Genomic DNA, 20238 nt, shown 5'->3' on the forward strand with positions numbered 1-20238 from the left:
TCCATGAGGATCAGCCGGGCCGACTGAGGATCTTCAGCCGGCCAAGCAATTCGGCCACCGCCTCCTGCGGCAGGGTGGCGATCTCGCGGGCGAGCAGATTGGCGAGCTCGGTCGCCTCCGGCGTCAGTCCGGCGGTGTCGACCACCACCCGCGGGTCCGACACCTCGGCGAGCGCGCGCAGCGCCTCGGCATCGTCCCAGATGATGTTGAAATAGGCCATGATGCGCTGGAGCATGATGAAGGTCGGCTGGCCGCGCTTGCCGTGCTCCAACGCCGAGAGATAGGCGGCGGAGACGCCGATCCCCTCGGCCATTTCCTTCAGTGTCACGCCACGCTCGGCGCGCAGCTCGCGCATGCGGCGGCCGAAGGGGGTCATGGCCGGCGCTCCCTCACCCGGCGGATGCGCACATAGAGCGCGCCTTCCCCGCCATGGCCGCGCGCGGCGGTCTCGAAGCCGACGACCAGCATGCGCATCTCCGGCGCTGCCAGCCATTGCGGCACCAGGCGGCGCAGCACGCCACGCCCGCCCTCGCCGGCAAGCGTCACGTGGCGCCCCTCGGACGCGTCCGCGCCGTAGGGGTTGCCCTTGCCGGTGATGACCAGCACCAGCGCATGGCCCTGCCCCTGCGCGCCGGCGAGGAAGCTGCGCAGCCGCTGATGGGCGACCGCCTGCGTAAGGCCATGCAGGTCGAGCCGCGCATCGACGTCCGAGCCGCCGCGCGAGAGGCGGCGGCGCAGCTTTGGTTCGAGCGGCGCCAGCGGGGTCGGCGGCGGAGCGACCGGCCGCACAGGCGTGCGGACCGGCTTCGAGCGTGGCGCGGACACTTGCGGCGCGGCCGGTTCCGCGTCGGGCGCCGCTGTTTCCACAGGCGGCATGGCGGCCGGCTCCGGCTTCAGCGGCCGGATCGACTGCGTGACATGCCGCCAGAGCGCGCGCTCCTCGGCGTCAAGGTTGCGGCGGCGACTCACGGTGACGTCTCCGCCGTGGCATCGCCCTTCGGCGCATCGGCCGGACGAGGGCGCGGCAAGGGCGGCGCCGGGGCGAGCGAGGGATCGAGACGGCGCGGCAGCAGCATGACGAAGCGGCCGGGATGCTGCAGCCGCCCGGCGATCGATCCGGCCTCCTTGCCGGCCCCGAAGAAGATGTCGGCGCGCGCCGGGCCGATAATCGCCGAGCCGGTGTCCTGTGCGATCATCAGCCGGCGGAAGGTCGAAAGCTTGTCAGCGGATTCGAGCGGCAGCTCGGCATCGATGAAGAAGGGCGTGCCGTAGACGTGGAGCTGGCGGTCAACGGCGATGGAGCGCCCGGCGGTCAGCGGCAGGCCTTGCGCGCCCACGGCGCCGTCATCGGCCTTCAGTTCGTGCGCCACGCGGAAGAACACATAGGATTTGTTCTGCCGCATGAGCTCTTTTCCGGCCTCGGGATTCTCCGCGATATAGGCGCGGATCGCATCCATCGAGATCTTCTCGCGCGGTATGATGTTGCGCTCGACCAGGATACGGCCGACCGGCGTGTAGTTCTGGCCGTTATGGCCGTCATAGTTCAGGCGCAGCACGCCGCCATCGGGCAGGCGCACGCGCACCGAACCCTGTATATGGGCGAAGAAGGCATCCGCCGGATCCTTCAGCCAGGCGATCTCCAGCTTGCGGTCGGCGAGCGCGCCGTCCTCGATCTCCGCCCGGTCGTAATAGGGCACCAGCTCGCGCCCGTCGCGTCGGAAGGCCTCGCCCTTGTTGGAGGGCGGCGCGCCCTTCTTCGGCGCCGTGATCACCAGGTCCGGCGGGCGGCGGTAGAGCGGCGAGGCATATTCGTCCGTTCGGGTCAGCGAGCCCTCGACCTCGGGCTCGTAATAGCCGGTGAGGAAGCCGTGCGTGCTCTCGGCCGGGGCGATGAGGATGGGGCGGAACTCCTTCTCGAAGAAGTGCTTGGCCGCCGTTTCGGAGGGGTGGGAGCCGAGCCGTTCCGCGCGCTGGCAGACTTCGCGCAGCGCCCCGAAGACCGGCCGGCCGGGCCGCACCGGGTCGCCACCCTGAAGGATCGGCCGGCAGCTCTTGCGAAAGGTGGCGAAGGCAACCGCATGGTCGTCCTCCGCCCAACCCGTCATCCGGTCGAAGGAGATCGGCTCGATGAAGGCCTGCGGCATGCGGAATACGGGGGCTGGATGCTTCCGCGCATGCTGGCGGGCCTCACGCCTGTGGGCGGAGCGCTTCGCTCTTTTCTCCGCCTCGGCGCGGTGCGTCGCCGCCTCGGCGCGGGCAGCGCCGGAAAGCGCGCCGGCGAGCGGAAACGCGGGGCCGGTCAGCACGATCAGGCCGGCGGTTAGTACGGTGAGGATGGTCAGGGTGGTGGCGCGCACCCCCGCAGTCTCTCACGAGGCGGCTTCGGTGGCGACCAGCTTCCAGTTCGGGTCGCGCGCGCCGAGATCGCGCGAGAAGGTCCACACGTCGGTGACGTCGGCCACCGTCTCGGGATCGCCGTCCACCACCTCGCCGCTGGCGTTGCGGGTGACCGAGATGAGCTGCGAGACAAAGCGCACGGTGATCTGGGCAGTGCGGCCCTTCACCTGCGCGTCGGCGATGTCGGCCTTGTCGATGGCGACGAAGCGGGTCTCCATGGTCTCGCCGCGTCCCTCGCGCTCGGTGATGGCGGCGGCGAAGCCGTCATAGACGTCCTTGGCGAGCAGATCCTTCAGCGCGCGCCGGTCGCCATTGGCGAAGGCGAGCACGATCATCTCATAGGCCGAGCGGGCGCCTTCCAGGAAATGCTTGGCGTCGAAGCCGCGCTCCTGCGCCGCGATGGCGTCGAGCCCGTTGGCGACCGCCGAGCCGATCTCGGCGACGCCAGCCCAGCGCGGCGGGGGCGGCGTGTCGGCATCGGTTGCATCGGGCGGATTGGCCGGCTCTGCAACACGGTCAGGAAAATTGACCACCTTGTCGGAACCAGCCTCGGGTCCTGTCGGCGCCTTGGCGGGATCGCGGCGCGAATAGGGATCATAGGGCGGCCGCTCGCGCCCGGTGCGCTGGCCGAGCACGCTGCGCAGCCGCATGAAAATGAACACGGCCAGAACCAGGAAGATGATCGTATAGATATCCAACACGTCGCTCTGCCGCGCTTGCCTCGGGAACGGCGAGGCTGCCGTTCCGCCGTTGACACCACTCGTAAATCGGCTCCGCACGACCGTCGCACCGTGCGGTTCCCTCATCTCTATGTACGCCCTCGCACCGATTTCGCTACCCCCGCATTGCCGCAGCGTCAGCATTTGGCAGCAGGTGCGGAGCGGCATTGGCGCGCTGCGGCGAGAGTAGAGCCCTTTGCGCCCTTGCGGAACTCGCCTTTTGCAGGCCGGCCGCCGGGCTGCGGCGGGCAACGGAACCCGGCCGCGCCTTGTGGCCGGTGGACAGGCGTGTTAGCGACACGCGCCTTTAATCAAGGTCTATGGCCTGGCCGCCGCAGGACCTTTGACGAACACCGCCGCCAGCCGGTGGAATATGGAGAACGCCATGACCGACACTGGCACCGCCGCCAACGCCCAGGGAACGCCGACCCTGCACGTCGCGGCGCAGTACATCAAGGACCTGTCCTTCGAGAACCCGGGCGCGCCCGCCTCGCTGGTGCCCTCGGGCCAGCCGAAGATCGGCATCCAGATCAACGTCAACGCCAAGCCGCTCCGCGAGGGCGAGTTCGAGGTCGAACTCAAGATCGACGCCAAGGCCGAGGTGCAGGACAAGCTGCTGTTCGCCGTCGAGCTCAGCTATGGCGGCGTGTTCCGCGTGCAGAACGTGGCGCAGGAAACTGTCCATGCCTTCGTGATGATCGAGTGCCCGCGCATGCTTTTCCCGTTTGCGCGTCAGATCGTCGCTGACACGGTGCGCAATGGCGGCTTCCCGCCGCTGATGATCGACCCGGTCGATTTCGTGACGCTGTACCGCCAGCGCATGGCGCAGACCGCGCCGAAGGGTCCGGTCCTCGCGTCCTGACCGGATTGAGTGCGCGCCCTACTCGGCCGCGGCCGAGGGGGCGGCGTCCAGATAGTCCTTCCAGATCGCATTCTCGCCGAGGGTGAGCAGGAAGGCCGCGTGCGCTTCCATCTCGCCCTCGCTCAGCCGCGGGGCCAGCGGCACCGGGCGCTTCAGTGAGCCGGAGCCGACGCCGCCCTGCCGGCGGAACCCGCCATCGAGGGTGACGAGGCCGAGCGCCGCCTGTCGGCCGCCGGCCAGCTCGGCATAGACCTCCGCCAGCAATTCCGAATCGAGCAGCGCGCCATGCTTGGTGCGGCGCGAGCCGTCGATGCCGTAGCGCGCCATCAGGTCGTCGAGCCTGTTGGAGGCGCCGGGATGGCGCCGGCGCGCCATGGCGAGCGTATCGACGACGCGGTCGAAGGTGAGGACGGGGCGGCCCGCCCGCGTCAGCTCGGCATTGAGGAAGCCAATGTCGAACGACGCGTTGTGGATCACCAGCGGCGAATCCGCGATGAAAGCCAGGAAATCGTCGACCACATGCGCGAAGAGCGGCTTGTCGGCGAGGAACTCAGCCGAGAGCCCGTGCACGTTGAACGCCTCGATGGGCATGTCGCGCTGCGGGTTGATGTAGACGTGGAAGCTCTGGCCGGTGGGGATGCGGTTCAGCATCTCGACGCAGCCGATCTCCACCAGCCGGTCGCCGCGCAGCGGATCGAGCCCCGTGGTCTCGGTGTCGAGCACGATCTCGCGCATCGTTCCTCAGTTCCCCGTGCTTGCGTTCGCCCGCGCTGTCAGCGCGGCGAGCAGCTCCCCGACCTGCGCGCGGGCGGCCTCAATCCCGCTGCCGGTGTCGATGATGAAATCAGCGCGCCGGCGCTTTTCCGAATCAGGCATCTGCCGCGTCAGAATCGCCGCGAATTTTTCGTCCGTCATGCCCGGCCGCGCAAGAACGCGGGCGCGCTGCACAGATTCCGGCGCGGAGACCACGACGACCGCATCGACCCGCTCGCGGGCTCCGGTCTCGAACAGCAGCGGGATGTCGAGCACGGCGATGGGCGCGCCGTCCCGCGCCGCCCCGACGAGGAAGGCCGCCTCGCGGGCGCGCACCAAGGGATGCACGATGGCCTCCAGCCGCTTCATCGCCGCGTCGTCCCCGAACACCTGCGTGCCGAGCCTGGCGCGGTCGATGCGGCCCTCGACCGCAACGCCCGGAAAGGCCGCCTCGACAGGGGCGACGCCCTCGGCCTCGTAGATGGCGTGGACGGCGGCATCGGCGTCGTGCACCGGCACGCCGAACTCGCGGAACAGGGCGGCGGTGGTCGATTTGCCCATGCCGATGGAGCCGGTCAGCCCGAGGCGGAACGGTCGCACGCCCATCACGCCAGTTGCCCCTTGGCGGCGAGATCGGCGATGACGAGTGCCCGCAGCTCCGGCGTCACGCGCGGGCGCACGCCGAACCAGCGCTCGAAGCCGGGCACCGCCTGGTGCAGCAGCATGCCGAGCCCGTCTATGGTGGCGAGGCCCCGCGCCTTGGCGGCACGCAGCAGCGGCGTCTCCAGCGGCACATAGACGATGTCGGTAACGACGGCGTCCGGCGAGAGCGGCGACAGGTCGAGATCGAGCGGCGGCTGGCCCTTCATGCCGAGCGAGGTGGTGTTGACGAGCAGCCGCGCGCCGGCGAGCCGGCCGGGCAGGTCGCGCCATTGCACCGGCACCACCTTCGGGCCGAACCGGGCGCGTAGCGCCTCCGCCCGGTCGAAGCTGCGGTTGACGACGGCGACGCGGTCGACGCCGCGCGAGAGGAGGCCATGGACGATGCCGCGCGCCGCCCCGCCGGCCCCGAGCACGACGGCCTCGCCGAGCGCGCGGGCCCATTCCGGCTCGCCGGCATCGAGATTGGCGAGGAAGCCGTAGACATCGGTGTTGCTCGCCATCAGCCGGCCGCCCTCGAGCCACAGCGTGTTGGCGGCCCCGAGCGCGCCCGCCACCTCGTCACATTCGGCGGCGCGGAAGGCGGCTTCCTTGTGCGGCACGGTGACGTTGCAACCGACATAGCCGGAGGCGGCGAAGTTCGCGAGGAAGCCCTCGATCGCCTCGGGCGGAACGTCCTCGCGCCCGTAAGAGCCGTCGATGCCGTGCTCCGCCAGCCAGTGACCATGGATCAGCGGCGAGCGGGAATGGCTGATCGGATGACCGATAACGCAGGCGCGCAGGGTCATGTCCCGGAACCTCTCACTTCAGAACGCCCTCGGTGCGCAGGAAGGCCAGCAGCGGCAGCAGCGGCAAGCCGAGGATCACCGAATGGTCGCCCTCGATGCGCGTGAATAGATGGATGCCGAGGCCTTCGAGCTGATAGGCGCCGACGCTGCCCAGCACCGCGTCCCCCGCCGCGTCGAGATAGGCTTCGAGCGTCGGCGCGTCCAGCGGGCGCATGGTGAGGTAGGCCACCTCCACCGTCTCGAACAGGACAAGGTCATCGCGCGCCACCGCCACGGCGGAGAGCAAAGCGTGGGTCCTGCCAGCGAGCTGGGCGAGCTGCGCGCGGGCGGCTTCCCGGTCCACCGGCTTGTGGAGCTGGATCTGTCCCAGCGAGAGGGTCTGGTCCGCTCCGACGACCAGTCGGCCGGGCGCGGTACGGCTTGCCGCGCGCGCCTTGGCGCGGGCGAGTGTCGCGGCGACGATGGCCGCGTTCGCGCCGGCGGCGAGTGCCTCCGCCTCCAGGCCGCGCTCGTCGACATCGACTGGTGCCACCTCGAACGGCACCCGCGCGGCTTCCAGCAACGCCCGGCGCGTAGCGCTCTTGGAGGCGAGGATCAGCGGCGCCGCACCGGTCCACAGGCCGGACGGTGTCTCCTGCCGCGCGGCTTCATGGCCTGCTTCGCTGGGCATCAGCCCGCCTCGTCGAGCTTGCGGCGGTGCTCCTGCAACAGCCCTATGATGGCGGCGGCGGTCTCCTCGATGGAGCGACGGGTGACGTCGATCACCGGCCACCCGGCGCGAGCACAGAGCCGGCGCGAGAAGGCGATCTCCTCCGCCACGGCCTCACGATCGATATAGGCGTCGTTGGCCTGCACCGCATTGAGCCCTAGCAGGCGGTTGCGGCGGATCTCCACCACCCGCTCCGGGCTGGCGACGAGGCCGACCACCAGCGGGCGCTTGAGCTCGTTGAGGCTCGGCGGCACCGGCACGTTCGGGACGAGCGGGATGTTGGCGGTCTTGATGCCGCGATTGGCGAGATAGATGCTGGTCGGCGTCTTGGAGGAGCGGGAAATGCCGAGCAGAACTACGTCGGCCGCCTCCAGCCCGTCCACATGCTGGCCGTCATCGTGCATCACGGTGAAGTTCATCGCGTCGATGCGGCGGAAATACTCGCCGTCGAGCTGATGCTGGCCGCCGACGCGCGGGGTCGGCGTGCCACCGAGATAGGCCTGGAAGAGCCGCACCACCGGCGCCAGCACCGAGAGCACCGGCACACCGTTGCGCTCGCAATAGGATTTCAGCCGCTCGCGCAGCTCCAGCTCGGTGAGTGTGTAGAGGACGATGCCGGGATTTTCCTCGATCTCGCCGATCGCCCGGTCGAGCTGGCGATGCGTACGTACCAGCGGATAGATGTGCTCGATCGGCTTCACATGGGAATATTGCGCCGCCGCCGCGCGACCGACGCTGATCAGCGTCTCGCCGGTCGAGTCCGACACCAGGTGCAGATGGAAATAGCTCTCCGAGGTCACGCGGTCATCCACAGCCCTGTGTATGACCGAGGTACAAGCCATGGCGGGAGGGGGTCTGGCAAGGCCCGGCTGGGGAAAGCAGGCAGAACCATCCACATGCCTGCCGGCTGTGGAGAACGCGGGAGGCCTCTGGACGAAAGACGGGAAGAACCCCGGCCTGCCTCTTGAGGTACTTGAATCGTAAAGGAAAAGTTAATCGCTCAGCCGGGGGACACACCCGCCAAGGCTGGGGATTGGTTGCCGATGACGCGGAACCCGGCTAATCCGCACCCCACACCAACTACGACTCTCTCTATCAAAGAGATTTAAAAAGTATGAACGGGCGGTGGACCGAGCCTGTCGATCCGAAGAGCCTGCCGGAAAGCCGGCTGCTTCAGGCGCTGTCCGGCCATGTGCCGGATCGCACGCCGATCTGGATGATGCGTCAGGCTGGACGCTATCTCCCTGAGTACCGGGAGCTTCGCGCCAGGGCCGGTGACTTCCTCACCCTGTGCTACACGCCGGACTACGCGGCCGAGGTCACGCTGCAGCCAATCCGCCGCTTCGGCTTCGATGCGGCGATCCTGTTCTCCGATATCCTCGTCGTCCCCCATGCGCTCGGCTGCGGGCTCGCCTTCGAAGCGGGCGAGGGGCCCCGCCTCGAGACCATCACGTCATCAAGCGATCTGGCTCGTCTGTCCTCGCGGCTCGATCCGGAAAAGATCGACCGGGTCTATGAGGCGGTGGCAAAGGTCCGCACCGGGCTGCCGGCGGAGACCGCCCTGCTCGGCTTCTGCGGCGCGCCCTGGACAGTGGCGACCTACATGGTCGCCGGGCGCGGTACCGACGACCAGATGCCGGCGCGGCTGGCGGCGCTGAACGACCCCGTCTTCTTCGGCGCGCTGATCGACCGGCTGGTCGAGGCCTCAAGCCTCTATCTGATCGGCCAGCTCCGTGCCGGCGCTGACGCGGTGCAGATTTTCGACACCTGGTCGGGCGTGCTCGATCCGGAAGGCTTCCGGCGCTGGACTATCGGGCCGATCGCTCGGATCGTGCGCGCGGTGCGTGCCTCGGTGCCGCAGGCGCGGATAATCGCCTTCCCGAAGGGCGCAACACTTTCCGGGCTCATCGAGCTGGCGACGACGGCCGGCGTCGATGCGGTCGGCCTGGACTGGACGGCGGACCGGCGCGGCGTGCGCGCGGCGCTGGGTGGGCGCTGCGCCCTGCAGGGCAATCTCGATCCGCTGCGGCTGATCGCCGGCGGTCATGCGCTGGATAAGGGCATCGACGCGCTGATGGAGGATTTCCGCGGGGCGGCGCATATCTTCAATCTCGGCCACGGCATTCGTCCCGAGACGCCGATTGCTCATGTGGAGCAGATGCTGAGGCGGGTGCGGGGGTTCTGAGTGCTCTATGACTGGATCAAGGCGCTGCACATCCTCGCCGTCATCTCCTGGATGGCGGGGATGCTCTATCTGCCGCGTCTGATGGTCTATCACTGCGACGCGCCGGCGGGCTCGCCGCAGTCCGAGACCTTCAAGGTCATGGAACGGCGCCTGCTCAAGGCGATCATCAATCCGGCGATGGGGGTCACCTGGCTCGCCGGGCTCTGGCTGGTCTATGAGGGCGGCTGGTGGACGGCGCCGTGGTTCCACGCCAAATTCGTATTGGTGCTGGCGATGAGCGCCTTCCACGGCCAGCTCTCGCGCTGGGTGCGGGAGTTCGCCGAGGACCGTAACGCGCGTCCGGCCCGCTTCTACCGCATCGCCAACGAGGTGCCGACCGTGTTGATGATCGGCATCGTGCTGCTCGTGGTGCTGAAACCCTTCTGATCTTCGAAACCGGGCTTGCGCGGAATCGGCGGCTTGCCTATGTTGCGCGTGCTTTCCACAAAGCTGGCTGACGCGTGATCCTTGGCCCGACATCGTTCCCCGATGCCGGTCGGCGCGTCGGGTAAGATCCCGGCTCCGCCCGGTTCGATCCGCAGACCAGCGTCCCATCCCTGCCGACATGCCGTTGCACGCGAGGCCGTGCCGGCGTTCCCAACACCCGAGGCCCTTTCCCATGGGGGAAATGAAGCTCCAGGACCTCAAGTCCAAGACTCCGGCTGAGCTGCTCGTCTTCGCCGAAGAACTCGAGGTCGAGAATGCGAGCACCCTGCGCAAGCAGGAGCTGATGTTCGCTATCCTCAAACAGCTCGCCGCCCGCGAGACCGACATCATCGGCGAAGGCGTCGTTGAGATCCTCTCCGACGGTTTCGGCTTCCTGCGCTCGCCGGATGCCAACTATCTTCCGGGTCCCGACGACATCTATGTCTCGCCCTCGCAGATCCGCCGATTCGGCCTGCGCACCGGCGACACCGTCGAGGGCCAGATCCGCTCGCCCAAGGAAGGCGAGCGCTATTTCGCCCTGCTCAAGGTCAACACGATCAATTTCGAAGACCCTGAGAAGATCCGGCACAAGATCAATTTCGACAACCTCACGCCGCTCTATCCCGACGAGCGACTGAAGCTCGAGCTCGAAGACCCGACCCGCAAGGATTTCTCAGCGCGGATCATTGATATCGTGGCGCCGATCGGCAAGGGCCAGCGCGGCCTGATCGTGGCGCCGCCGCGCACCGGCAAGACGGTGCTGCTGCAGAACATCGCGCAGTCGATCACCACCAACCATCCCGAGTGCTACCTCATCGTGCTGCTCATCGACGAGCGACCGGAGGAAGTCACCGACATGCAGCGCTCGGTGAAGGGCGAGGTGATCTCCTCCACCTTCGACGAGCCGGCCGCCCGCCACGTGCAGGTCGCCGAGATGGTGATCGAGAAGGCCAAGCGCCTGGTCGAGCACAAACGCGACGTCGTCATCCTGCTCGATTCGATCACCCGCCTCGGGCGCGCCTACAACACGGTGGTGCCGTCCTCGGGCAAGGTGCTCACCGGCGGCGTCGACGCCAATGCCCTGCAGCGCCCGAAGCGCTTCTTCGGTGCGGCGCGCAATATCGAGGAAGGTGGCTCGCTGACCATCATCGCCACGGCGCTGATCGAGACCGGCTCGCGCATGGACGAGGTGATCTTCGAGGAGTTCAAGGGCACGGGTAACTCCGAGGTCATCCTCGACCGCAAGGTCTCCGACAAGCGCGTCTTCCCGGCCATCGACATCACTCGTTCTGGTACCCGCAAGGAGGAGCTGCTGGTGCCGAACGATGTGCTCAAGAAGATGTATGTGCTGCGCCGTATCCTCAATCCGATGGGCACGGTCGACGCCATCGAGTTCCTGCTCGACAAGCTGCGCCAGACCAAGACGAATGGCGACTTCTTCGATTCGATGAACACCTGAGGCCGCGCAGGTCTCGCGTCGCGATGATCCATCTCTCCGATGGCCGGGCATGTCCCGGCCATCTGCGTTTTGCGGTCATCGTAACACCGCTACATGATACCGCCTCTTGCGCATGGCGCGACATCCGGACAATCTGCACGCGATGCGGCATGACTCGAAAGCGGGCACCGCGTCGCGGCGGTCGGGCTCCGGGGAGGCGGGGATGTCGGCTTTGAGGTCCATGTTGGTGGTGGCGTTCGCGTGGCTGGTGACGAGCCTGCCGGCGGCGGCATCGTCGATCGCGGATCACGAGCCAGCGCGCGGGGCGCTGATGCTCGGCGTCGTTTTCGTCGCTGCGTTGAGCTGGGTGATGGCGTATCGCCGCTGGTGGCTGCCGCTTCTCGTCTGGCTACCGTTGGCGCTCGGGGCGTCCATCTTCATCGGCCATCTCGTCGACCCGACGGTCAGCGCGGTGATCCGCGACGAGCTCGGGCTCGACTATCTGATGGAAGCGGACCTGTGCATTGCGATCGCCGTTGTCGCCCCGCTCATGATCGCCCAGAGCTGGATGGGCCGGCGGGAGATGCGCCGCTGAACGGGGCGGGATCGACGGCCGCCCGCCTTTCCTGCGTCGTCCTGCCATTCGTGCTGGTGCCGACCCGGCTGGCGGCGCAGGCCGCGGTCGAGATCCAGGCGGACCCGGCTGATGTGTGGCTGACGCTCGGCGCGGTGGTATTCGCCAGCCTGCTGCTGGGCGCGCTGCGCTGGTGGCTGGCGCTGCTCGTGCTGCCGCTGGTCATCATGATGGCTGCCGGGATCTGGGCCGAGCTGGGCGACACGCTGCGCGAGCTGTCGACGACCGCTGATCTCGGTATCGTGGGAGTGCTGCAATTCGGTCTCGCGGCGACGGCCTGCTTTCTCGCTCCGCCGACGATCGCCCTCGTCATGAGGCGGATTTACACGCAAAGGATGCAATCACGCCGTACACACCTAGAAAAATCCGATCCCCAGATTTGACTCAGGACGGCGATTTGGGGTTCGGGACGATGTTTCATACCCGAAACCATTCCTGCGACACCTGGAGCCGTTTGTGGGCTCGTGGTTGAATCGGGCGTTCCCGGCGCTAACTTATCCACAGGCTTGTCGACAGACCGGCAGATCAGGAGGCGGCCTTCCGTCCGGCGAGGTTCCCGAGCGTTTCCAGTAGTCGATTCGTATCCGTAACGGGAAGCGAGCAGACCGCGCCGGCACAGACGAAGGCGGCGGGACCGTTCGTGGCGAGCGCCTTGGCACGGGCGGGATGACCGGCCGGCAAAGTCTCGCCGTCCTCGACCCGTAGGACAGTCGCGTCGAGGTGCGGCAGCTTGAACGCGGCGTCCGCGAGTTTGCGTGTCGCGTCGCTATCCGCACCCACGATGACGATCTCCGCCGCCCGCAGGCGCGTGTCCAGCGCGTTGAGCAGGCCGGCATGGCTGTAGAGCGTCGGCGCCGCCAGCGGCAGCAGCCCGTCGAACAGCCGGTCGGCTCGAACGCGCCAGGCATCGTCGCCGGTCAGCGCCGCCAGTCGGACGAGATTGCGGGCGGCGAGCGCGTTCGGATTGGTCACGGCGTCGTCGGCCGTCGCGTCGGGACGCAGGATCAGGCCCTCGGCGTCGTCGGCGGTGAGGTAGTAGCCGCCGTTCTCGTTGCCGTGATGCGCGCCGAGCGCGCGCATCCAGGTCGTGGCGCGGTCGATATAGGCGGTCTCGCCGGTCGCCTGATGAAGGGCGAGCGCGGCCCGCGCCATGGCGGCGTAGTCGGAAGAGAGGCCGGGGAAGATCAGCCGCCCGTCGCGGTAGCTGTGGCCGAGACGTTCGCCGTTCGCGCCACGCGTCATCGATTCGGTGATGAAACGGAAGGCGCGGATGGCCGGCTCCAGCCATTCCGGGCGGTCGAGCCGCAGGCTCGCATCGGCGAGAGCGGCGATCATCAGCCCGTTCCAGTCGGCCAGCACCTTGTCATCGCGGCCCGGCGGAACGCGCTTTTGGCGCACTGCGAGCAGCTTGTCGCGCAGCACGGCGAGACGGACATCGTCCGCGCCGAAGGTCTCCGGTGCCTTCAACCGATTCGGGATCGAAACGCCCTCCCAATTGCCGAAGGGCGTGATGTCGTAGTGCCGCGCGAAGAATTCCGCATCCTCGCTTCCGAGCGCGGCGAGCAGGTCCTTCAGCGTCCAGACGTAATAGCGGCCCTCGTGGCCTTCCGAATCGGCGTCGAGGCTGGCGGCGAAGGCGCCTTCCGGTGTCACCATTTCGCGTAGCAGCCAGCCGACGGTCTCCTCGGCTCGGGCGCGGAACAGGGGATCGTGCGTCTCGGAAAAGGCCAGCGCCAGCAGCTCGAGGAGCTGGGCATTGTCGTAGAGCATCTTCTCGAAATGCGGCACCAGCCAGTGATCGTCGACCGAATAGCGCGAATAGCCGCCGCCGATATGGTCGTAGATGCCGCCCTCGCTCATGGCATGGAGCGCATGCAGCGCGGCGTCGCGCAGCCGCTCGCGCCCGGTGCGCTCATAGCCGCGCCACAGCAGTTCGAGGAACGGCGTGTTGGGGAATTTCGGCGCGCCCTTCAGCCCGCCATGCTCGGGATCCATGATGCCAAGAATGCGCGAGGCGACATCGTCGAGTTCGTTGAGGCCGACCGTAACCTTTCCCGCCGGCCGCGCCTTGGCAGAAATCCGCGCCATGATCGCCTCGCGGTTGGAGGCGATGCGCGGGTCGCTGGAGGCATACGCACCGGACATTGTGCGCAGCACGTCGGTGAAGGCCGGCTGGCCGTAGCGGGCCTCCTTCGGGAAATAGGTGCCGCCCCAGAACGGCGTGCCATCGGGGCTAAGAAACATGGTCAGCGGCCAGCCGCCCTGCGCGCCGAGCTGCTGCAGCGCCGACATGTAGATCTGATCGATGTCGGGCCGTTCCTCGCGGTCGACCTTGATGTTCACGAAAAGCTCGTTCATCACCGCCGCGGTCGCCTCGTCCTCGAAGCTCTCATGCGCCATGACGTGGCACCAGTGGCAGGCGGCATAGCCGATGGAGAGCAGGATGGGCCGGCCGCTGGCGCGCGCCGCCTCCAGCGCTTCCGGCCCCCAAGGCCACCAGTCGACGGGGTTGTCCTTGTGCTGGAGCAGATAGGGGCTGGCGGCATCGGCGAGACGGTTCGGCACGGGCAACTCCGTGGGCGGCGTACGGATACGCAGCATAGGGCGGGACGTTGAGCGGATATAGGGAAAGCGGCGCTATGCGCGAGGGTTCCCCTGCCGGGGTGGGCCCCGACACCATCGCGGCGGTGTCGAGCGGTGCCGGGCCGGCGGCGGTCGCGGTCATCCGCCTGTCGGGTCCGCAGGCGGGCGAGGCCGTGCTGGCCCTCACCGGGGGGCTGCCGGAGCCGCGCCGCGCGAGCCTCGCGACGCTGCGCCACCCGGTCGACGCCGGCCTGCTCGACCGGGCGCTGGTGCTGTGGCTGCCGGGACCCGGCAGTGCGACTGGCGAGGACATGGCCGAGTTCCAGGTGCATGGCGGGCGCGCCGTGGTGGTGGCGGTGCTCGCGGCTCTCGCCGCCGTGCCGGGCGTGCGGCCGGCCGAACCCGGCGAGTTCACCCGCCGCGCCTTCCTCAACGGGCGTATGGACCTCACCGAGGTCGAGGGTCTCGCCGATCTGATCGGGGCCGAGACCGAAGGCCAGCGGCGCCTCGCCGCTGCCCATGCCTTCGGCCATCTCGGCACACGCGTCGAAGCCTGGCGGGGCCGGCTCGTGCGGGCGATGGCGCTGATCGAGGCGGGCATCGATTTCGCCGAGGAGGAGGACGTGCCGCGCGAGACCCGCGCCGCCGCGAAGCCGGAACTGGAGGCGCTCGCGACCGAGCTCGCCGTCGCCCTCGCGGACCGGCGCGGCGAGCTGGTGCGCGAGGGCGCGACCATTGCCATCGCCGGCCGGCCGAATGCCGGCAAGTCGTCGCTGATGAACGCGCTTGCGGCGCGCGACGTCGCCATCGTCTCGGACGAGCCGGGCACCACGCGCGACGTCATCGAGGTCGGGCTTGATCTGCGCGGTCAGAAGGCGGTGTTGATCGATACCGCCGGCCTGCGCGAAAGCGGCGCCGGCACGGTCGAAGCGGAGGGCATCCGTCGCGCGCTTGCCCGCATCGCGTCGGCGGACCTCGTGCTGTGGGTGCACGACGCCGCGTCCGGCCCGGCGCCGTCCGCTATGCCGGCGATCGCCGCCGGCGCGGGCGCCGCGATGTGGTTGGTCGCCAACAAGACCGACGCGGCGGGACCCTTTGCCGGGGCTCCGGTGAGCTGGGCCGAACACGTGCTTGCCGTCTCGGCGCGGACCGGCGCGGGGCTCGACGCGCTGATGGATTCGCTGGCGGAATGGCTTGGCACCCGGCTCGGCGGGGGCGAGCATCCGGCGCTGATCCGCGCGCGGCACCGGGCGGCAGCCGGCGAGGTGGCACGCCTTCTCGATCCGCTGCTCGCCGGATGGGACGGTCTCGACGACGAGCTGATCGCCGAGGAGCTGCGGCGCGCGGCTGTCGAGCTCGGGCGACTCACCGGCCGCATCGATATCGAGGATCTGCTGGACGTCGTGTTCCGTGAGTTCTGCATCGGCAAGTGACGGCGGACCCCGTCCGGGCGCGCGCCCGCGCCTCCCCCCGACGACGCCGTTTCACGTGAAACAGTTCTCGGTGCTGCGGCGGATGAGGGCGAAGATGTTTCACGTGAATCACCTCGCGCGCACCATGCCCGACGGATTTGTGACGCAGGCTGACCGGGCCGATGATGCCGTGCGGCTTGACGCCAGCGGCGAAACGCGGTTCGACGAGCGCAGTTGAGCGGCCGCTGCGCCGCACGGACGGAAATGATGGATCAGGAACTTCAGCGCTTCGACGTCGTCGTGGTCGGCGGCGGGCATGCCGGTACCGAAGCCGCAGCCGCCGCGGCCCGTCTCGGCGCGCGCACGGCGCTGCTCACCCATGCGCGCGCGACCATCGGCGCGATGTCGTGCAACCCGGCGATCGGCGGACTCGGCAAGGGCCATCTGGTGCGCGAGATCGATGCGCTGGACGGGCTGATGGGCCGGGTGGCCGATGCCGGCGGCATCCAGTTCCGTGTGCTGAACCGCCGCAAGGGCCCGGCGGTGCGCGGGCCGCGGGCGCAGGCGGACCGCAAGCTCTATGCGGCCGCGATGCAGGCCGCGATCGATTCGCAGCCGGAACTTTCCGTGGTCGAGGGGGAGGCGGACGATCTCGTCATCGCCGATGGCCGCGTCGCCGGCGTGCGGCTCGCCGACGGGCGCGTGCTGCGGGCCGGGGCGGTGGTGCTCACCACGGGCACCTTCCTCAATGGACTCATCCATATCGGCGACCGGCAGATGCCGGCCGGCCGCATGGGCGAGAAGCCGGCGCTCGGCCTTTCCGGTACGCTCGCGCGGCTCGGCCTCGCGCTCGGGCGGCTGAAGACCGGCACGCCGCCGCGGCTCGACGGTCGCACCATCGATTGGGCGAGCCTCGAAATGCAGGAGGGCGACGACCCGCCGGAGCCGTTCTCGGCGCTCACCGAGGCAATCGCCAACCCGCAGGTCGCCTGCGGTATCACCCGCACCACGGCGGCGACGCATGAGGTGATCCGCGCCAATATCGACCGCTCCGCGATGTATTCCGGCAGTATCCGGAGCGTTGGGCCGCGCTATTGCCCCTCGATCGAGGACAAGATCGTGCGCTTCGGGGAGCGCGACGGGCATCAGATCTTCCTGGAGCCGGAGGGGCTCGACGACCCGACCGTCTATCCGAATGGCATCTCCACCTCGCTGCCCGAGGACGTGCAGCGCGCTCTGCTCGCCACCATTCCCGGCTTGGAGAAGGTGGCGATGCTGCGGCCAGGCTATGCCATCGAATATGACCACGTCGATCCGCGCGAGCTGGAGCCGACGCTGGAGGCGAAGCGCGTTCCGGGCCTGTTCCTGGCCGGGCAGATCAACGGCACCACCGGCTACGAGGAGGCGGCGGCGCAGGGCCTGGTGGCCGGGCTCAACGCCGCGCGGCGGGCGGGTGGCGCGGATGGCATCACCTTCGACCGCGCCGAGGCGTATATCGGGGTGATGATTGACGACCTCGTCACGCGCGGCGTGAGCGAGCCCTACCGCATGTTCACCTCGCGCGCCGAGTACCGTCTCTCGCTGCGCGCCGACAATGCCGATCAGCGGCTGACGGCGAAAGGCGTGGTGCTCGGCTGTGTGGGCGCGGCACGGGCGGCTCTGTTCCAGGACAGGATCGAAGCGCTGGAAAGCGCGCGGGCATGGGCGCGCTCGGTCGCCATTACGCCGACGGAAGGAGATCGATTCGGACTCGTTCTGAATCGGGATGGGCAGCGCCGCAGCGCCTTCGACCTGCTCTCCTATCCGGCCATCGACTGGGCGGTGATCGCGCGCATCTGGCCGGAGGCCGCCGCGATTAGCCCCAAGATCGGCGAACAGGTGGAGATCGACGCCAAATATGCCGTCTATCTTCATCGCCAAGAGGCCGACATCGCCTCCTTCCGCCGCGAGGAATCGGCGTCGCTTCCGGACGCGCTGGACTATCGGGAGCTCGCGGGGATCTCCAACGAGCTCAAGGCGAAGCTGGAATCGATTCGCCCCCGTACCATTGGCCATGCCGGCCGCATTGACGGCATGACGCCGGCGGCGCTCGCGCTGCTGGCCGCCCATGCGCGGCGTCTGCGCGCCTGATCGTGCGGCGAACGCTGCCGTCGACGGCCGGCTGCGCTATAAGTTGGCATGATCTCCGCTTTTGATTCGTCGGACCGTGCCCGGGCGCTCGCGCTGACCCCTGTTTCACGTGAAACAGAGGACCGGCTCGTTGCGATCGTGGCGCTGCTCGAGAAGTGGCAGCGGACGATCAACCTCGTCGCGCCGGCGACGCTTCCGACCATCTGGACGCGGCATATCGCGGATTCGCTGCAGCTCGTGCCGCTCGCCGGGGATGCGGTGCGCTGGGTCGATCTCGGCTCGGGCGGCGGGTTTCCGGGGCTGGTGGTCGCGGCGGCGCTCGCCGAACGGCCGGATGCCGACATCACTCTGATCGAGAGCGACACGCGCAAGGCCGCCTTCCTGCGCGAGGCGGCCCGCATCGCGGAGCTGCCGGCGACCGTGCTGCCAGCGCGGATCGAGCAGGCGGCGCCGAAGATCGCGGCCGGTGTCGAGATCGTATCGGCCCGCGCGCTTGCACCATTGCCGAAACTGCTCGTTCTCGCCCATCCGCTGCTTGCGCAGGGCGCACGCGGGCTGTTCCTGAAGGGACAAGATGTTGATAACGAATTGACCGAAGCATCTAAATCTTGGAGATTCAAGGCGTCGGTCATTCCGAGCCGCACGGATAAGGGCGGTCGCATTCTCATCGTCGAACAGGCCGAGCCTCTGGTCTCGGAAGCGTCGTGAGAAAGGTCATGGAGCCAGGGCTACGGCCATGAGCGAGCAGGTATCCACGGAGCAGCCTCCTCGGGCGAAGGGCGCGCCGCGCGTGCTGGCGCTCGCCAACCAGAAGGGCGGGGTCGGCAAGACGACGACCGCCATCAATCTCGGCACGGCGCTGGCCGCGGTGGGCGAGCGTGTGCTGATCGTCGACCTCGACCCGCAAGGCAACGCCTCGACGGGGCTGGGCATCGACCAGCGCAGCCGGCGCCTTTCGACCTATGATGTGCTGATCGGCGAAGCCTCGATGCGGGAGGCGGTGCTACCAACCGCGGTGCCGCGGCTGTCCATCGTGCCGTCGACCATGGATTTGTCGGGGCTGGAGTTGGAGATCGCGCCGGCGCGCGACCGCGCCTTCCGGCTGCGCAATGCCGTCCGCGCGATCAACCCTGTTGGTTCGGTGCCGGAACAACCGGTCGAGAGCTTCGATTACGTGTTGATCGACTGCCCGCCCTCGCTGAACCTCATCACCATCAACGCGATGGCTGCGGCGGACGCGATCCTAGTGCCGCTGCAATGCGAGTTCTTTGCACTGGAAGGGCTCTCGCAGTTGCTGAAGACGGTCGAGCAGGTGCGCTCGACGCTCAATCCGGGCCTCACCATCCATGGGGTGGTGCTCACCATGTTCGACGCGCGGAACAACCTGTCGACCCAGGTGGTTGCCGATGTGCGGCAGTTCATGGGCGAGAAGGTCTACCAGACCATCATACCGCGCAATGTTCGGGTCTCCGAGGCGCCGTCCTATGGAAAGCCGGCGCTGCTGTATGACCTGAAATGCACGGGCTCGCAGGCCTATATCCGTCTCGCATCCGAAATAATCCAGCGCGAGCGCGCGCTGCGGGCAGCTTGAGGAGCAACCGATGGCCATGGCGGAAGATGGCGGACGCTCGCGATTGGGACGCGGCCTTGCGGCGCTGATCGGTGATGTCGGCCAGGAGAACGCGGCGCCCGAACGCGCGCCGCGCGCCGGCCAGCGCCGCGTGCCGGTCGCGTTCCTGCGTGCGAACCCGCGCAATCCGCGCCGCAGCTTCGGCGAGGAGGAACTCGCCGAGCTTGCCGATTCGATCCGCGAGCGCGGCATCATCCAGCCGATCGTGGTGCGCACGGTGTCCGGCGCGGCGGATGCGTTCGAGATCGTCGCGGGCGAGCGGCGCTGGCGGGCGGCGCAGCGCGCCGGCCTGCACGAGGTGCCGATCGTCGTCGTCGAGGTCAGCGACCGCGAGGCGCTTGAGATCGCCATCATCGAGAACGTCCAGCGCGCCGACCTCAATCCGCTGGAAGAGGCGGCCGGCTATCAGTCGCTCGCCGACCAGTTCGGCTATTCGCAGCACGAGGTGGCGCGGATCATCGGCAAGAGCCGCTCGCATGTCGCCAACACCATGCGGCTGCTCAAGCTGCCGGAGCCGGTGAAGGCCTATCTCGCCGATGGCCGGCTCTCGGCCGGGCATGCGCGGGCGCTGCTGACGCAGGACGACCCCGAGACGCTGGCGCGGGCCATCGTCGAGCAGGGCATGAATGTGCGCGCGGTCGAACAACTGGCGCAGGAGCTCACCGTCGCCAAGGCGGAGGCAGCCGGCAAGCCGGCCCGCAAGCCGCGGCCCGAGCTCGATGCCGATACGCGGGCGCTGGAGCGCCGCCTTTCCGACGCGCTGGGCCTTGCGGTCAGCCTCCGGCACGAGGGGCAGGGCGGAGAGATCCGCATCCGCTACAGCTCGCTCGACCAGCTCGACGAGGTGTGCCGCCGTCTCGCCGGTTAACCGGT

Annotated in this window: 22 protein-coding genes; 12 read left to right on the top strand and 10 right to left on the bottom strand. The window is 68.5% G+C overall.

Annotated elements, in window-relative coordinates; translation table 11 throughout:
• Positions 1-10 precede the first annotated feature (10 nt).
• From U742_RS0107790 to U742_RS0107805, 4 genes are read right to left on the bottom strand one after another with little or no spacing between them, the layout of a single operon-like run.
• Positions 11-376 (bottom strand): helix-turn-helix domain-containing protein, encoded by a 366-nt coding sequence (locus U742_RS0107790; protein ID WP_029351729.1) that lies wholly within the window; start codon positions 374-376, stop codon positions 11-13.
• Entirely contained in the window at positions 373-969 is a 597-nt protein-coding gene (locus tag U742_RS0107795; protein WP_029351731.1) for a Smr/MutS family protein, read from the bottom strand. The genes U742_RS0107790 and U742_RS0107795 overlap by 4 nt, the downstream gene beginning before the upstream one ends.
• The gene (locus U742_RS0107800) at positions 966-2357 is read right to left on the bottom strand and encodes a murein transglycosylase A (RefSeq protein ID WP_051660942.1); all 1392 of its coding nucleotides are present in this window, start codon (positions 2355-2357) and stop codon (positions 966-968) included. The genes U742_RS0107795 and U742_RS0107800 overlap by 4 nt, the downstream gene beginning before the upstream one ends.
• Positions 2358-2369: 12 nt before the next feature.
• Entirely contained in the window at positions 2370-3098 is a 729-nt protein-coding gene (locus U742_RS0107805; RefSeq protein WP_029351735.1) for a Tim44/TimA family putative adaptor protein, read from the bottom strand.
• A 403-nt stretch (positions 3099-3501) separates the two neighbouring features.
• Here U742_RS0107805 and secB point away from each other — a divergent pair, with 403 nt between their 5' ends.
• Entirely contained in the window at positions 3502-3978 is a 477-nt protein-coding gene (gene secB, locus U742_RS0107810; protein ID WP_029351737.1) for a protein-export chaperone SecB, read from the top strand.
• Between the two features lie 18 nt (positions 3979-3996).
• Here the strand turns inward: secB and dnaQ are convergent, their stop codons facing one another.
• The 5 genes from dnaQ to U742_RS0107835 are packed head-to-tail and all read right to left on the bottom strand — an operon-like array spanning position 3997 to position 7688.
• Complete coding sequence (gene dnaQ / locus U742_RS0107815; RefSeq protein WP_029351739.1) at positions 3997-4713, bottom strand: DNA polymerase III subunit epsilon; 717 nt, start codon at positions 4711-4713, stop codon at positions 3997-3999.
• Positions 4714-4719: 6 nt separating this feature from the next.
• The gene (gene coaE / locus U742_RS0107820; RefSeq protein WP_029351741.1) at positions 4720-5337 is read right to left on the bottom strand and encodes a dephospho-CoA kinase; all 618 of its coding nucleotides are present in this window, start codon (positions 5335-5337) and stop codon (positions 4720-4722) included.
• Complete coding sequence (locus U742_RS0107825) at positions 5337-6179, bottom strand: shikimate dehydrogenase (protein WP_029351744.1); 843 nt, start codon at positions 6177-6179, stop codon at positions 5337-5339. The genes coaE and U742_RS0107825 overlap by 1 nt, the downstream gene beginning before the upstream one ends.
• A 13-nt stretch (positions 6180-6192) precedes the next feature.
• Positions 6193-6849 (bottom strand): Maf family protein, encoded by a 657-nt coding sequence (locus tag U742_RS0107830; protein WP_051660943.1) that lies wholly within the window; start codon positions 6847-6849, stop codon positions 6193-6195.
• A complete protein-coding gene (locus U742_RS0107835) occupies positions 6849-7688 on the bottom strand; it encodes a pyruvate, water dikinase regulatory protein (protein ID WP_038360876.1) in 840 nt (279 codons plus the stop codon). The genes U742_RS0107830 and U742_RS0107835 overlap by 1 nt, the downstream gene beginning before the upstream one ends.
• A 314-nt stretch (positions 7689-8002) precedes the next feature.
• Here U742_RS0107835 and hemE point away from each other — a divergent pair, with 314 nt between their 5' ends.
• From hemE to U742_RS0107860, 5 genes are all read left to right on the top strand, one after another.
• Positions 8003-9073 carry a uroporphyrinogen decarboxylase gene (gene hemE, locus U742_RS0107840; RefSeq protein WP_051660945.1) on the top strand — a complete coding sequence of 357 codons (1071 nt, stop codon included), beginning with the start codon at positions 8003-8005 and terminating at the stop codon, positions 9071-9073.
• A 51-nt stretch (positions 9074-9124) separates the two neighbouring features.
• Positions 9125-9499: a CopD family protein gene (locus U742_RS0107845; RefSeq protein WP_051660986.1), complete on the top strand. Its 375-nt coding sequence runs from the start codon at positions 9125-9127 to the stop codon at positions 9497-9499.
• 232 nt (positions 9500-9731) lie between these two features.
• Positions 9732-10997, top strand: coding sequence for a transcription termination factor Rho (gene rho, locus U742_RS0107850; RefSeq protein ID WP_029351755.1), 1266 nt, complete (start codon positions 9732-9734; stop codon positions 10995-10997).
• 202 nt (positions 10998-11199) lie between these two features.
• A complete protein-coding gene (locus U742_RS0107855; RefSeq protein WP_248310303.1) occupies positions 11200-11571 on the top strand; it encodes a hypothetical protein in 372 nt (123 codons plus the stop codon).
• 50 nt (positions 11572-11621) lie between these two features.
• Positions 11622-11993: a hypothetical protein gene (locus U742_RS0107860; protein WP_029351759.1), complete on the top strand. Its 372-nt coding sequence runs from the start codon at positions 11622-11624 to the stop codon at positions 11991-11993.
• Between the two features lie 142 nt (positions 11994-12135).
• Here the strand turns inward: U742_RS0107860 and U742_RS0107865 are convergent, their stop codons facing one another.
• Positions 12136-14175, bottom strand: coding sequence for a thioredoxin domain-containing protein (locus U742_RS0107865; protein WP_029351761.1), 2040 nt, complete (start codon positions 14173-14175; stop codon positions 12136-12138).
• A 74-nt stretch (positions 14176-14249) separates the two neighbouring features.
• Between U742_RS0107865 and mnmE the strand changes: the two genes are divergently transcribed.
• The 6 genes from mnmE to U742_RS0107895 are packed head-to-tail and all read left to right on the top strand — an operon-like array spanning position 14250 to position 20233.
• Positions 14250-15626, top strand: coding sequence for a tRNA uridine-5-carboxymethylaminomethyl(34) synthesis GTPase MnmE (mnmE, locus tag U742_RS0107870; protein ID WP_029351763.1), 1377 nt, complete (start codon positions 14250-14252; stop codon positions 15624-15626).
• 55 nt (positions 15627-15681) lie between these two features.
• Entirely contained in the window at positions 15682-15843 is a 162-nt protein-coding gene (locus tag U742_RS23165; RefSeq protein ID WP_156034165.1) for a hypothetical protein, read from the top strand.
• A 29-nt stretch (positions 15844-15872) separates the two neighbouring features.
• Positions 15873-17735, top strand: a complete 1863-nt coding sequence (gene mnmG / locus U742_RS0107880) for a tRNA uridine-5-carboxymethylaminomethyl(34) synthesis enzyme MnmG (protein ID WP_029351765.1) — start codon at positions 15873-15875, stop codon at positions 17733-17735.
• 48 nt (positions 17736-17783) lie between these two features.
• Complete coding sequence (gene rsmG / locus U742_RS0107885; RefSeq protein WP_029351767.1) at positions 17784-18443, top strand: 16S rRNA (guanine(527)-N(7))-methyltransferase RsmG; 660 nt, start codon at positions 17784-17786, stop codon at positions 18441-18443.
• A 28-nt stretch (positions 18444-18471) separates the two neighbouring features.
• A complete protein-coding gene (locus U742_RS0107890) occupies positions 18472-19326 on the top strand; it encodes a ParA family protein (RefSeq protein WP_029351769.1) in 855 nt (284 codons plus the stop codon).
• Positions 19327-19342: 16 nt separating this feature from the next.
• Positions 19343-20233, top strand: coding sequence for a ParB/RepB/Spo0J family partition protein (locus U742_RS0107895; RefSeq protein ID WP_029351772.1), 891 nt, complete (start codon positions 19343-19345; stop codon positions 20231-20233).
• The last annotated feature ends 5 nt before the right edge of the window (positions 20234-20238 follow it).

The organism is Allobosea sp. 117, from assembly GCF_000702305.1.
GTDB lineage: Bacteria > Pseudomonadota > Alphaproteobacteria > Rhizobiales > Xanthobacteraceae > Ancylobacter.